8 protein-coding genes and 1 pseudogene are annotated in these 13974 nt (G+C 68.4%); 5 read left to right on the top strand and 4 right to left on the bottom strand.

Annotated elements, in window-relative coordinates; translation table 11 throughout:
• The first annotated feature begins 648 nt into the window (after positions 1 to 648).
• Both IPN47_12785 and IPN47_12780 read left to right on the top strand, forming a co-directional pair.
• Positions 649 to 861, top strand: coding sequence for a hypothetical protein (locus tag IPN47_12785; GenBank protein MBK9408898.1), 213 nt, complete (start codon positions 649 to 651; stop codon positions 859 to 861).
• Positions 862 to 1021: 160 nt separating this feature from the next.
• The gene (locus tag IPN47_12780) at positions 1022 to 1396 is read left to right on the top strand and encodes a hypothetical protein (GenBank protein ID MBK9408897.1); all 375 of its coding nucleotides are present in this window, start codon (positions 1022 to 1024) and stop codon (positions 1394 to 1396) included.
• A 136-nt stretch (positions 1397 to 1532) separates the two neighbouring features.
• Here IPN47_12780 and IPN47_12775 read toward each other — a convergent pair.
• Both IPN47_12775 and IPN47_12770 read right to left on the bottom strand, forming a co-directional pair.
• Positions 1533 to 2551, bottom strand: a pseudogene (locus IPN47_12775) (alpha/beta hydrolase).
• A gap of 171 nt (positions 2552 to 2722) precedes the next feature.
• Entirely contained in the window at positions 2723 to 4180 is a 1458-nt protein-coding gene (locus tag IPN47_12770) for a hypothetical protein (GenBank protein ID MBK9408896.1), read from the bottom strand.
• 318 nt (positions 4181 to 4498) lie between these two features.
• Here IPN47_12770 and IPN47_12765 point away from each other — a divergent pair, with 318 nt between their 5' ends.
• The gene (locus IPN47_12765) at positions 4499 to 6004 is read left to right on the top strand and encodes a serine hydrolase (GenBank protein MBK9408895.1); all 1506 of its coding nucleotides are present in this window, start codon (positions 4499 to 4501) and stop codon (positions 6002 to 6004) included.
• Between the two features lie 96 nt (positions 6005 to 6100).
• Here the strand turns inward: IPN47_12765 and IPN47_12760 are convergent, their stop codons facing one another.
• Positions 6101 to 8794 carry a TonB-dependent receptor gene (locus IPN47_12760; GenBank protein ID MBK9408894.1) on the bottom strand — a complete coding sequence of 898 codons (2694 nt, stop codon included), beginning with the start codon at positions 8792 to 8794 and terminating at the stop codon, positions 6101 to 6103.
• Between the two features lie 93 nt (positions 8795 to 8887).
• Positions 8888 to 9985, bottom strand: coding sequence for a beta-lactamase family protein (locus tag IPN47_12755; protein MBK9408893.1), 1098 nt, complete (start codon positions 9983 to 9985; stop codon positions 8888 to 8890).
• A gap of 371 nt (positions 9986 to 10356) precedes the next feature.
• Here IPN47_12755 and IPN47_12750 point away from each other — a divergent pair, with 371 nt between their 5' ends.
• Together IPN47_12750 and IPN47_12745 are read left to right on the top strand one after the other, a co-directional pair.
• On the top strand, positions 10357 to 11355 hold the full coding sequence (locus IPN47_12750; GenBank protein ID MBK9408892.1) for an NAD(P)-dependent alcohol dehydrogenase: 999 nt from the start codon (positions 10357 to 10359) through the stop codon (positions 11353 to 11355).
• Between the two features lie 131 nt (positions 11356 to 11486).
• Positions 11487 to 13961 carry an ABC transporter permease gene (locus IPN47_12745; protein ID MBK9408891.1) on the top strand — a complete coding sequence of 825 codons (2475 nt, stop codon included), beginning with the start codon at positions 11487 to 11489 and terminating at the stop codon, positions 13959 to 13961.
• The last annotated feature ends 13 nt before the right edge of the window (positions 13962 to 13974 follow it).

Below are 13974 nucleotides of genomic sequence, written 5' to 3'. Positions count from 1 at the left end.
CGCTTTCCCATCGTCTTCCCCGAGAAGCGGACCTTCTTCCTGCAGGGGGCCGACATCTTCGATTTCGGCCTCGGGACCGCAGGACGACGTGCGCCCTTCTTCAGCCGGCACTCGGGCCTGAGCGGGAACGAGGTCCCGATCAGGCGGGGCTCAAGGTCAGCGGACGCGGGCGCGGGGCCAATGTCCGCGCCCCTCGTGCTGCACACCGGTGACATCGATGATCGGGAGGCGTTGGGCCTGCCGCAGACGTCCAGTACCGTGGTGTCCTGCGCGTGCGGCAGAATGCGCTGCGCGAGTCGAGCGTGGGATGCTGGCCACGTTCGGTGACCCGTTGAGGCGCGCCGGGAGCTGGACCGCGGAGGCGACGCGACCTTTCAGACGTCACGGCTGTTCGGCAGCAAGAACTTCCTCGCCGGCGTGTGGGGGCTCGCCATGGGACGCGAGGGCTCGGCGACGGCGAACGCACCGCCGTCGGTGGGAAGCTCGACTACCCCATGACCTCTGGGATGTCGCGCTCACCTTTCGACGCGTCGGCGACGTTCGATCCCCTCGTTGGGTTCATTCCCGCCCGCCGGCAGGCGCCCAACCTCAGCATGACCCATACAAGCCGCGCCCCGGGGGAACGTGCTGGGACTGGGGCGTGCGGCGATGATGAATGAGCTGTTCTTCACCCTGGTGGGCGACCTCGACGACCGGTGGGAGAGCTACCGCGTCTTCTTTGCCCCGGTCAACTGGCGGCTGGAGAGCGGCGATCGCTTCGAGTTCAACGCCAATCCAACCGGGAGCGCCTGGCGTTACCTCTTCGAGATCGCCAAAGGGGTCGTGATCGCGAGTCGCACCACTGGATGCGCTACCGCTTAGAAGCGGGCTTTGCCCCAAGCGACGCCTGAGCGGGCAGGCCACCCTGGTGGACCGGGGCTTCTAAGCACGGGCGCCTGGACGAGCTGGTGCTGACCGGGCGTGGAAGCCGTCGCCCCTGTTCATCGTCGAGCTCAACTCGAACGCGCAATGTGGGGCGTGCTTGCCGGAGGGCAACTTCACGCAGGATCCGTGGGGACGCGTGCGCGTGAACGTCTCCTCCAACCTGCAGCTCAACAGCTACCTGCAGTACGACAACAGCTCCGACAGCTTTGGCGCCAACACGCGCCTGCGCTGGACGCTGCCCCCGTTAGGCGACCTGTTCGTGGTGTACAGCCACAACCTGCGCCACGACATCGACCGGAGACCGGGCGCCCGATCGACATGGGTTGGTGACCGATCCGACCCGGCGCCTGGACCGGCGCTGGGGGTTCGGGTCGAACCAGTTGCTGGTGAAGGTGCAGTACGCGGTGCGGTACTGAGCGGCGTTCACCCGCCACGACATGACCAAACTGCCGAGCGGCCCGGTGCAGTATGAATCGAAGTGGGCGACGCTGACGTTTGAGGTGCGATAGCGAAACGCAGGTACACGGCCGGCGCGACGGCGCTCGACTCGGCGGCGCGTCGGCCTTGTGGCTTGGCCGCCAGACTTGGCGGGTTCTGTTCAAGACGGTTCAGGGGGTCGGCGCCACCCGCACACTGTCCACGACGCTGCGCACCGCCTTGATGACCACGTCGGGGCGATCGAACTGGACGTAGTGGGACGCGTCGTCCAGCGACACGTGCTGGCTGCGCGTCGACCACGACGCCTCCTCGTCGTGCATCGCCTTCCACAACGCCTTGAACTCCTTCCCTTCTCGGGGGTGAGCTTGAGCGCGGTCAACTCGGCCGCGCCCAGCGGGCGCATGGCGGTGAGCACGTACAGCGGCCGATCGCCGAGCTGGCGAAAGGTCCCCGCCTCATCGAAGATGGCGCCGAGCGCCATCATCTCCTTGAGGGCGCCGGGAAGCGACTGCGTGGAATAGGCGCTCGACGCCTGCGCGCTGGCCTCGCTCTGGTTCGGCATGCGCGGGGTGAGGCTGGTGGCGAGCCGTGCCACGCCCGCCCACGACAGGGCGGAGGCGATCTTGATGGGACCTAACGCGGACTCCGGATCGCCCGCTGCTGGCGCAATCTTGGCCATGCGTTGCATCTGCTCGGGATGCGACGCGTCGACCATCACCAGTCCGGCCACTTCATCGCCGTAGTACTTGGTGTAGGTCATGATGTACGGCCCGCCCAGCGAGTGCCCGACCATAACGAAGGGCGCCTTCTCGCCCGCCTTGGCCAGGGCAGCGTGGAGATCGTCCGCGACCCCCTTGCCGGTGACCGGATCGGGCGACGGATCGCTCCACATGATGCCGGCGCGACTGTACGCGCAGGTGCGCGACGTGGCCGCGAGGGAGTCATGCACCGCCGACCAGGCGAGCGCCCCGTTGATGTCGAGCCCCGACACCAGGACGACCGTCGGCGATCCCGCCCCGCGACAATCGACGTGAATGCGCCGTCCGCCGATGTCGACCAGCGCCCCCGGCGGCGGGAAGTCACGCGTGGCGCTGCGACGGCCGAGGAACTCGTACCCCGCTCCCGCGACCACCACGGCGAGCAAGAGGGCCACGACCGAGAGCGCGATACGACGCAGCCACTTTTTCATGGTCGGAAGAGCTGGAGGTGTCGGAGGGGGACGATGCGCCGACGAAGATGCTGCGCGTGAGCGATCGAGGCGAGGGCCAGCCCCCCGCGCACGCCGGGAAGTCGGCAAGCTATCGCGAAGGCCACGCCCATCTATCCCTCACATGACCCATGTCGTGGCGCCGCTCCGCCGTCAGTCCTTCATCCAGAGCGAGTACGTCGTCGCGCGCCCGGTGCGCGCGTCGATCACGACGAGGATCGGCTCGGGGACCTTGTCGGGGATACGGGGGCGCTCGCCCACGAAGGCGGGCGACTCCGGATCCGGGAGGACGTCCAGCAGCTTCCCGATCCCCAGGTCGGTGCGCCAGGCGAGACTCCCGTCGGCGGCGACGCGTGCGGCGAAGACGACACCGGCACGACGAGGCTTGGTCTCGTAGGTGAGCAGCGCCCCACCACCGGCCAGTTCGAGCAGCGCCGAGTCGCGGGCGCTGCGCACGAGCGCTCCGTTGTAGAACTCGTCGCCCCCGACGGGCGCCAGCGCCCCCAGTCGTTTCGTCGTGCCATCCTGCTCGAGCGGTCCGACGTACATCCCCCGCGGGTCGTTCGATGGCTCGAAGTCCGCGGCGACCGGGGCGCGGAACCCGTCCTTGAAGTTGGCATCGCGGTCGCGGGGCGAGTGGACACCTAACCACCGATTGCCCGCCACCTGACCGCCGGCGGCCAGCCACTGCAGCATCACTCGCTCCCCGGTGGCCAGGTCGGCCATGGAAAATCGCCGCTCCGGCGGCTGCAACGACGGGTCGCGCTCGACCTCCTCGGCACTGGTCACTCGCCCGCTCTCCACGTCGACGAGCATCGTCGCCGGCGTCTCGACCCAGACGCGCGTCCCCCTGACGGCGAGGAGGCGGGCGCGCGTGAGTTCGTTTCCACCGCGCCCGCGCGCCAGCTCCACGTAACGGCGCGACCCGTCCGCTGCATCGTGCAGGAGCACTCCGACGGTGTAGCGATCGTTGCCGTGGTTGCGATTGAGCGACGGGACGTACGGCTCGAGGCGCGTCATCAGCGTGATGACCGTGCGCCCCGCGCGCATCGACGCCCCCCAGGGTGCCCCCGTGGTCCGGATCTGCAGGGCCGAGCGCCCGGCCCAGGCGACGGCGGCGAGGACGAGAATGGCGAAGCCGAAAATGCTCACGAGACGCGCGCGTGTGGCCGACATGGCGAAGTACTGTCGGGCAGCACTCGCCTGTCGCGCTTGGGGGGAATCAGCGCCGCTGGCGCCCGACGCGCCGGACGGCGTGGACGAACGAGAGGGAGCGCTTGAGGATGGGCCGCTCGTTGTCCCCGACCTGCCCGAAGCCCCCGCATCGGGCAGGAGGGTGATCCATCCATCGTCACCGATGACCGCCTTGCAGCTGGGGGCCTTCTGGCGCACGGCCTCGTCGGCGACGCGCCGCGCGATCTCGTCTCGACGCTGGGCGGCCCAGGGTTCGCGCTGGGCCCACTCGCGCGCCGTCCCGATGTTGATGAGGGCGACCGCCTCGCCCCCGCCAAACTCCCACCAGAAGCGCAGCTCCTTCCCCCGCTCTCGATAGGCGATCGTCCCGCCCCGCCCGCCTTCCTCGATGCGGACCTCCCAGTCGCGCGCGCTCACCCGGGCGCCACCGGCGTACGGGAGCCCATCGCGACGATGGCGCGCGTCAGGACGGTGAGTGCCGGTCGGTGCGCGCCGGAACGGGAACCGGTTGCAGGTGGGCGCATGGGGTGCGGAGGATGGCGGCGTTCGTGCGCGCGTCGGTGCGCGACAGATCCAACGAAGAAACTGCGCGTCGGTTTCGCGACCGTCGAGATGCCGTCACCACGCGCCAAGCGGCAGGCCGAACCCGACGTCGCTCTTGTGGTGCGCGCAATCGCGCGGATCTTCTGTCTCACATCGCCCGTCCCCACCCCCGTCTTTCCGGAGCGTCTCCGCATGTTCGCCTCCCTCGGTCGCCGCGCGCTGTCAGCGGGCGCGCTCCTGCTCTTCGTTGCTTCGCCGGCCTCTGGCCAGAAGAAGGGCGACCCGCTCGCCGGGCTCGACGCCTCCATCGAGAAGGTGCGCGAGTCATTTCACATCGCCGGGCTCGCGGTCGGCATCGTGCGGAACGATTCGCTGATCTACGCCAAGGGGTTCGGGGAGAAGGAAATCGGCAAGGGCGACCGCGTCACCCCCACGACGGTCTTCGCGATCGGCTCCAACACCAAGTCGTTCACCGCGACCGCTGCGGCGATGCTGGTCGACGACGGCAAGCTGCGGTGGGACGACAAGGTCACGCGCTGGCTCCCCGGCTTCCAGCTGTACGATCCGTACATCACGCGCGAGCTCACGATGCGCGACGTGCTGTCGCATCGCTCGGGGCTGGGACGGCGTGGCGACGCGTTGTGGTACGGGACCAGCTATTCGCGGCGCGAGATCCTCCGCCGCATCCGCTTCCTGCCGCCTAACGCCGGCTTCCGGACGGAGATGGGGTACCAGAACGTCATGGTGATGGCGGCGGGCGAAGCGAGCGGCGAAGCGGCGGGGATGAGCTACGACGACCTGGTGCGCGCGCGCATCTTCAAGCCGCTCGGCATGACGAGCAGCAGCATGAGCGTGACCGAACTGGGCGCCCAGAGCGACGTGTCGACACCGCACGACCTCAGCGGCGGCACGCCGGTCGCCATTCCGTGGCGCAACATCGACAACATCGCGCCCGCCGGTTCCATCAACTCCAACATCGTCGACATGTCGCACTACGTGCGCATGCAGCTGTCGGGCGGGACTTTCGGCGGGACGCGCCTCGTCTCGGCGGCCAACCTCGACGTGACCAAGACGCCGCACATCAGCATGGGCGGGGTGGGCGACAGCCTCACGCACTTCGTGGCTTACGGGCTGGGGTGGGTGCTGCAGGACTATCGCGGGCGGCGCGTCGCCTGGCACAACGGCGGGATCGACGGGATGCTCTCGGAGATGTGGACCGTCCCCGAAGAGCGGCTCGGCGTCATCGTGCTCACCAACAGCTCGCCGCACGTCGCAGGCCCCACGATCGTGCGCGATATCCTCGACCGTTTCCTCATCGGCAAGCCGGCCAAGGACTACCTGGCCGAATCGGTGACCCTCATGCAGCGCATGAGCCTCGGCGCCGCGGCACAGGCCAAGGCCGCCGAAGCGGCGCGCCTCAAGGACACGCGCCCCTCGCTGCCACTCGATCGGTATGTCGGGACCTACACCGACTCGCTGTACGGCGACGTCGGCATCGTGAAACAGGGCGACGCGCTCGCCTTCCAGTGGCAGTCGATGACCCAACCGCTCACGCACTGGCACCTGGATCAGTTCCGCGGGAAGTTCGTGCTGGGGCAGGATCTGCAGCTGAACTTCCGGATCGACGGCGCCGGCAAGGTCGCGGGAGTCGATGTGGAGGGGTTGGGCACGTTCAACCGGAAACGCTCTTCTCCGTGAGCCCCCGTGTTACCTCCGTGAGCCCCCGTGTCGTGCTTTTGGCAGCGTGACACAGAGGTTCACGGAGGAATCACAGAGGTTCACAGAGGTGCCGTCTCAGAACTTCCAGCTGTACCCCACCCGCACGACCTGCGTCTCCAGGTAGTCGGTGCTCACGAGCCGGAAGTTGGTCCCCCGAATCGTGCGCTCTGCCTGGTTGGTGTTGAGCAGGTCGGTCGCGTTCACGACCAGCTCTCCCCTCCCCCGCTGCACGCTCTTCTTGGCGCCCACATCCAGCGAATAGCGACTCCCGAGGCGCCCCTGCGGGAGCAGGTCGGGGGCGAGGTAGACGTTCGAGAGTTGCAGCTGCCAGTCGCTGGGCAGGGTGATGGTCGCGTTGAGCTTGACGTTGCCTGACGTGAGCTGCTCGCGCGGCGCGGTGTACGTCACCGGGACGGGGTAGATATTCACCACCGAGAAGGCGTCGACCGTGCGGCGATAGATGTTGGCGTTGGCGTTGAGCAGCAGGTTGGAGGCGAACGACTGCTGCCAGACCACCTCGCCCCCCGTGCTCCAGCTCCGCCCCGCGTTCTGGAAGACGTTGTACAGCAGCACGCTCCCCGGTGCCTGCGTGGCGATGCGCGTGATGGTGCCGTCGACGATGCGGTGGAAGGCGGCGGCGTACAGGCTCCCCTTGGGCCAGCTGGTCTTGTAGCCAAGCTCCGTGGAGGTGGAGTACTGCGGCTGCAACGCCGGGTTGCCGACCTTGATCAGCTCGGGCTCGTCGTACTTGGGGAAGATGCGGATGTCGACCTCGTTAGGCCTGTCGACGCGCCGGTTGAAGAAGAGCGAGAGCTTGTTGGCGTCGTCGAACTTCCAGGCCGCCCGCACGTTGGGGAAGGGCTGGAAGTAGCGATAGCCATCGCTCTTGTAGGTGTTGTGGTTGGGGTTGACGTCGTAGTCCACCTGCACCCCTTCGAAACGAACACCCCCTTCGAGCTCGAGGCGCTGGCTCTCGAAGACGTAGTTGCCGTAGATCGCCGGGATCTTCTCGCGATACGTCGCCTTGCCGCCGGCCCCGGTGTCGATCGGGGTGTTCTGCCCCGGGAAGAAGCGCATGTTCACCGGGATCGAACGGTAGCGCCCCTTGAAGCCTCCCTCGAAGCGCCCCTGCCGCAGCGGCTTGACGTAGTCGGCGTTGAAGTCCACCACGTGCTCGTCGGACAACAGCTTGAAGGCATCCTTCCCGACGAAGCTCGTGAGGGTGTTGGTGAAGAAGTACTGCTCGTCCTCTCGATGGAACGAGTAGTTGGACGTGAAGGTGAGCGTGTGCCCCGCCTGCGGGAACTTGTGCACCAGCGCCGCGGTGCCGAAGGCCGTGTACTTGACCTCGTCCTCGAGAAACTGCCAGAGCCGGTAGCGATTCTGCAGCGCCCCGTCGAAGTACGGATTGTCGCCGTAGTCGAGGATCTTCTCGCGGTTGAACAGCCCGGCCACGCGCACCGTATTCCGCGCATCGAACTCGTGGTCCACCCCCGCGTTGAGGGTGGCGTAGTCGGTGCGGCGGTTGCGCTTGATCTGCTGGACGATGACGGTGCCATCATCGTAGGTGCGCGTGGAGAACTCGTTCTTGTTGAGCGTGGGCGAGTAGAGCCAGTCGGCCTGCACGAAGCTGTTGGTCGCGCCGTCGCGATAGTTGAGGGCGACCGACGGGTTGAACTTGGGGGTGCCGCGATACTGCGGACGGATCGTGGGGAGGTTCTCCTTCTTCTCCCACAACGCGCCCGCGCCCCCCATGACCCCGAGCTTGCCGTTGAAGCCCTGCTGCTCTTCCTTCCTGAAGACCAGGTTGATGATGCCGGCGCTGGCGTTGGCGTCGAAGCGGGCCGACGGGTTGTTGATGACCTCGATGCGCTCCAGCGCCGACGCCGGGAGGTTGTCCAGTCCCGCCTGCGAGCCGAAGCCGGTGAGGGCGGTCTGCTTGCCGTCGATGAGGACGACGACCTTGTCGCTCCCCCGCAGCAGCACCTTGCCATCCTGCCCGATCGTCACCCCCGCCACCGTCGACATCGCCTGCAGCACCGACCCACCCGACTGGGTGATATTGTCGCTGACGGTGAACGTCTTGCGGTCCATCGCCTCGGCGACCGCATCGGCGCTGCCCGTGACCACGACGCCGGCGAGCGACTGGGGCTCCCTAACCATCGGGAGAGTGCCAAGGTCGAGGAAGGCGCTGAGTTCACCGACCAGGACGCGCTGCCGCAAGGGGCGATGGCCGATGTGCCGGGCCACCAGCACGTAGACCCCCTTCTTGAGACCGGTGAAGGCGAAGCCCCCGTCCTCACTGGTCAGTCGCCCGGCAACGAAGGCGCTGTCCCGCTCCCACAAGAGCTGGATCGAGAGGTAGGGGAGCGCCGCCTTCGACGCGGAGTCGACGATACGCCCTGAGAGGGTGACGCCGCCGGGCGAGGGCTGCGCCGATGCGGTCGACGAGAGCACGGCGATCGATGCGGCCGATACAAGCGGGGCGATCGAGACGGCCGCTGCGATGATGCGGGCGAGGAGCGAGTGGCGCGAGCGCAGTGGGCGAAACAGCACGGCGTGAGACGATAGGGAGCCCAAGGGGGGAGTGACGCTGTCGTCCTCAAGTCTAGGCACCGTGCGCGGTGCCGTCAGCGCCTTGCGAGGGTGCGCTTCACGTCGGCGACGAAGAAGACGGGGCGGGTGTACCACCGGTGGAGCGTCTCGTGATGTGCGCTGGGCTCGGGCATCGTCTTCGTGGTGGGGCGACTGGGGGTGATCGCGTAGCATCAACACATGCCTACTTCAACCGCTCAAGCCTCCCCTTCCGCTTGACGATGTTGTGGGGTGTGGGGCGCGCGATGCTGCCGTGCACCGTGTGTGCTACGGTTGCAGGTAGAGCGCCGCGATGCGCGTCGCCAGGCGCTCCGGCGATGAGCCCTGCAGGTTGGTCAGGACGATGACCGCGAGGTCGTCCTTGGGATAAACCAGAAAGGCGGCGCGCCCCCCGCCGAGCCCACCAACCGACGGATGCGCGGCATCGTTGAACGTCGGCCATCCGAGGGCGTAGCCGCTCGCGCTGCCGGCGCCCAGGATCTTGCCGTCGGCCATGCGCGGGGAGGCCCAGAGCGTGTCGAGGCTGGCGGGCTGCTTGAGTAGCCGCCCGCCCTGCAGCGCAATGAGCCACCGCGCGAGGTCGCGCGCGCTGGCGTTCACACCGGCGGCGAGGCGCAGCTGCTTCGGAAAGTCGACCACCACGCGTTCGAGCGTGGTGTCGCGCCACGACGAGTCGCCGGCATACCGCGTGTAGCTGTACGTGTCGCTCGTGCCGGCCGCCACGTCACGGACGTCACCGATGTTCGCCGTGGGCATGTCGGCCGCGGCGAACTGGCGCTCGATGGCGCGGTGCAGCGGTTCCCCGGTGACGCGGGCCATCATCAGGCCAAGGAGCCAGTAGTTGGTCTGGTTGTACGACCATCGGGTCGCCGGTGGCGCGATGATGGGGAGTCGCCGGACCTTGGCCCACGCCGCCTCGGGTGGCGTGGCGATGAGGATCCCGGACTCCGGGTTGAGGACGTCAGGGAGCCCCGAGGTGTGCGTGATGAGCTGTCGCAGCGTCACGCGGCGCCACGCCGGCGGGAGCGAGTCGACATAGCGACCGATCGGGTCGTCGAGCCGCACACGCCCCGCCTCCGCCAGCTGCATGAGGGCCACGCCGGCGAACGACTTGGTCGCCGAGGCGATCGAGAAGGCGGTGGTCTCCGTCACGGGCACGCGGAAGGGGACGTTCGCGAGTCCGTAGGCGGAGAGGTGGACGATCGCTCCCCGCTGCACCACCGCGACCTGCGCGCCGGGGACGCGGGCCTCGGCGAGGTAGCGGCTGACGATCGGTGCGAGGCTGTCCAGCTGGGCGACGGCTGTCGTTGGGGCGAGGGCGAGCCCGACGGTCAGCGTAAGGATTGCACGGGACGTGATGCGCATGATGGCGTGAGTGCTGGCGGCGACTGTACTCGCGATGTTTCCCGCGGCAACCGCGTGGAGGCAGCGTGGAAGCGGCGTGGATGATTGCGCACGAACGGAGCTGAGGCCTTCGGGCGATACGCCCCCCGTTCGGAAGCTGTTTCATGCTCTTTCGGCGCCACGATGTGGCGACTGTTGGCGATACACGGCCACCCGTTTCCAATGTGGCGCCCCGATCCGCGCCCGTCGAGCCGCTGATGCCCAGTGGACGGGAGCCGAGGCAACCCGTTGCGGATGGGCCTTACATGCGACACGGCCATGCCCCGATGCGCGCGGAGACCGTGCGCGCCAACGTGCAGTGTGTGCGTTGGAACACCGGCGAGGATCTCCACATGAAAGCGTCCGTCCTGACGGCATTCGGCCCCCCGGAGGTGCTGCAAGTGGGCGAGGTCGGCACGCCCGTGGCCGGGGAGCACGAGGTGTTGATCCGCGTGCGCGCGACGACCGTGACGTTCGCGGATCGGCTGGTGCGCAACTTCGCCGCCGTGTCGCCGCGCGCCTTTCACATGCCGTGGCTCTTCTGGCTCATCAGCAAGCTGTCGTTTGGCTTTCGTACCCCCAGGGTTCGCATCCTGGGGAGCGAGTTCTCCGGCACGGTCGAAGGGGTCGGCGCGCGCGTCACGCAGTTCAAGCCGGGGGACGCAGTGTACGGCTTCCGTGGCGCTCGCATGGGGGCGTACGCCGAGTACCTGTGCATGAACGAACGCGGCATGCTCGCGCGCAAACCGGCGACGCTGACGTTCGAGGAGGCCGCCTCCCTGCCGTACGGCGCGCTGATGGCGATGGCGCTGCTGCGGACGCTTGGCCTGCAGCGCGGACAACGCCTCCTGGTAGTGGGCGCATCCGGCGGCATCGGTCGTTGGGTCGTTCAGCTGGCGGCGCAGCACGTCGGTGCCACCGTGACCGGCGTCTGCGGTTCGGACGGAATGGAGTTCGTACGCGCCCTGGGAGCGACGACGGTCATCGACTACACGCGGGAGCGCTTCGTCGATCGACCCGAGAGCTATGACGTGATCGTCGACATCCTGGGGACGAGTTCGTTCGCGCGCTGTCGACGCATACTCGCGCCGCGAGGGCGACTGGTCTACGTGAGCTTCAAGGTGAAACAGCTGCTGCAGATGCTGTGGACGTCTGTCGTGGGCGACCGGAAGGTGCGATGTGTCGTGCTTGTCGAACGGCGGGAGGATCTCGACACCCTGCGGGCGCTGGTGGAGGCGGGGACGCTCAGGCCAATCGTCGACCGTGTCTTTCCGTTCGCGGAGGCAGCGGCAGCGCATCGCTATGCCGAGGGGGGCGCAAACCGGGGTGCGGTCGTGATTTCGGTTGCGTAGCTCGCGGGGGTGCTGCTGGGGGGGCTCTGACGTCGTTGACGGACGTCGTTGAAACTGGCGTTCGGCCGGTCACGAAGTGCAACGTTGGCCACCCGCTCCGCCACGCCCTTCTGCACACTGCGAGTCGACGCATGGAGACGCTCCTCCAGGACGCCCGCTACGCCCTTCGCGGCCTCCGCCGCTCGCCGGGCTTCACCATCGTCGCGATTCTCACCCTGGCGCTCGGCATCGGGGTCAACAGCGCCATCTTCGGCGTCGTCAACGCGGTCCTCTACCGCCCGCTCCCCGTCGATCGCCCGGAGCAACTGGTGAACATCTACGGACACCAGGCCACGTCGACCAAGCACGAGACGACGTCGGTCCCCAACTTCGTCGACTACGAGCGGCAGGTGACCACGCTGTCGGGGCTGGCGGGGTACACGAATTTCCTCGGCCACGCCACGATCGACGGCGCGTCGGACCTCGTCCTCGGTGAGCTGGTGACCGAGCGGTACTTCTCCGTCCTCGGCGTGCGCCCCATGCTCGGCCGCGCCTTCACCGCCGAAGAGAATGCCGCAGCGCACGGGCTCCCGGTGGCCATCCTGTCGTATCGCCTCTGGCAACGTCGCTTTGGAGGCGATCGCGCCGTGCTCGGCCGGCAGTTCCGCATGAACGGGGAGCTGTTCACCGTGGTTGGTGTGGCGCAGGAGACCTTCGGCGGGATGGTGCCTGCGGTTACCGCCCAGATGTGGCTCCCGGCGGCGATGGCCGAGGTGGTCGAGCCCGTGGGGAACAACCGGACCAGCGGCCCGATCGGCCCTGGCCCGCGCGCCGAGCAGCGGGGCGAGCACTGGCTGTGGGTGCGGGGACGGATGAAGCCCGGGGTGACGTTGGCACAGGTGCGCGCCGAGTTGGAGACGGTGAGTGCGCGGCTGGCGCGCGAGCATCCGGCGGTGAACGCGCTCGAGCGCCTAACGGTGATCCCATCGTCGGACGTGCGCATCAACCCCGACGTCGACGGGGCGGTGCGCCCGATCGGCCTCCTCCTGGTGGGGGCGGTGACGCTCGTACTGGTCGTGGCCTGCGGCAACCTCGCCAACCTCATGCTGGCGCGCGCGGCGCGACGGGGGCGCGAGCTGTCGCTGCGGGTGGCGCTCGGTGCCAGCCGCGTGCGTGTCCTCCGTCAGCTGCTCACCGAGAGCATGGTCGTCGCGATTGGCGGCGGCCTGGTGGCAGTACCGCTGGCGGCGTGGCTCTCGATGCTGGCCGTGCGCGTGCGTCCTCCGCTCCCGGTCGATCTCGGGCTCTCGCTCGCGCCCGACTGGCGCGTGCTCCTCTTCACGGGAGCCACGGCGGTCGCCACGGGACTCCTCATCGGGCTCCTCCCGGCGTTGCGCGCCTCACGCCCGCAGCTCGCCTCGAGCATTCGCGACGGCGGGTCGTGGATGGGAGGAAGGCGCGGCCTCGAGATGCGAGACGGGCTTGTGGTGCTGCAGGTGGCGGTGTCGCTCGTCCTGGTGGTGGCCGGATCGCTGATGGTCCGCAGCGTGCGGGCGGCCGGGGACGTGGCGTTAGGCTACGACGGCGACCGGATGGCGCATCTCGCGCTCGCCCCCTCGATGAGCGGCTACGACCTGGCGCGCGGGGCCGACCTGGTGCGCAAGGGGCGTGAGCGTCTGCTGGCGATGCCGCAGGTGGAAGCGGTCACGATGGCGACGCGCGTCCCGCTGTCGCTCAACAACAACGGGCACGCCATCTTCATCGACGGGCACCAGTCGTCGGCGAGCGACCGACCGTACGACATCGACGGCACGCAGGTGGATGAGCATTACGCGTCCACACTGGGATTGCGTCTCGTGGCGGGGCGCTGGCTCGAAGAGGGAGATGTCCGCGAGCAACGTCACGTGGCCGTCATCACCAAGTCGATGGCCGATCGCTACTGGCCCGGCAAGGACGCGGTCGGGCGCGAATTTCGTCGAGCGTGGGGAGGCGAGCCGTGGCAGGTGATCGGCGTGGTCGCCGACTACAAGGTGAACACCCCGGGGGAGGGGGCCACGCCGTACATCCACTTCCCGTCCGGCGGCTACGACGGCTTTGCCAACTACCTCGTGCGCACGCGCGGCGCGGCCGGCGCGGAGGTCCCCAGGATGGTGGCGGAGTTCCACGCCATCGATCCCGACCTGGCCTTCATGGATGCGGGGACGTTGCGCGACCTGGCCAACGTGCGCCTCTTCCCCGTCCGTGCCGGGGCCGTGATCATCGGGAGCTTTGGCGGGCTGGCGCTCCTGGTGGCGGCGATCGGCCTCTATGGCGTGATCGGCTACTCGGTGAGCCGGCGCGTAAAGGAGATCGGGATCCGCAGGGCGTTAGGCGCGGAAACGCGGCAGGTCATCGGGATGGTCATGGGACAGGGGATGCTGCTGGTCGCGATCGGTGGGGCGATCGGGCTGGTGCTGGCGGCGATGGCGAGTCGCGCCTTGTCGGCGGTGTTGTTCGTGGGCCCGTTCGATCCCGCGAGCTTCGGCGCGGCGTTCGCCGTCCTGGCGGCGGTGGCGGCGATTGCCAACGGCGTCCCGGCGTGGCGCGCGTCACGAGTGGATGCGACGGAGGCGTTGCGCGCGGAGTGAAGCGCCAGCGGGG

It is taken from the genome of Gemmatimonadota bacterium (assembly GCA_016719105.1).
Lineage (GTDB): Bacteria > Gemmatimonadota > Gemmatimonadetes > Gemmatimonadales > Gemmatimonadaceae > SCN-70-22.
This window is presented reverse-complemented; position numbering and strand designations above follow the sequence as displayed.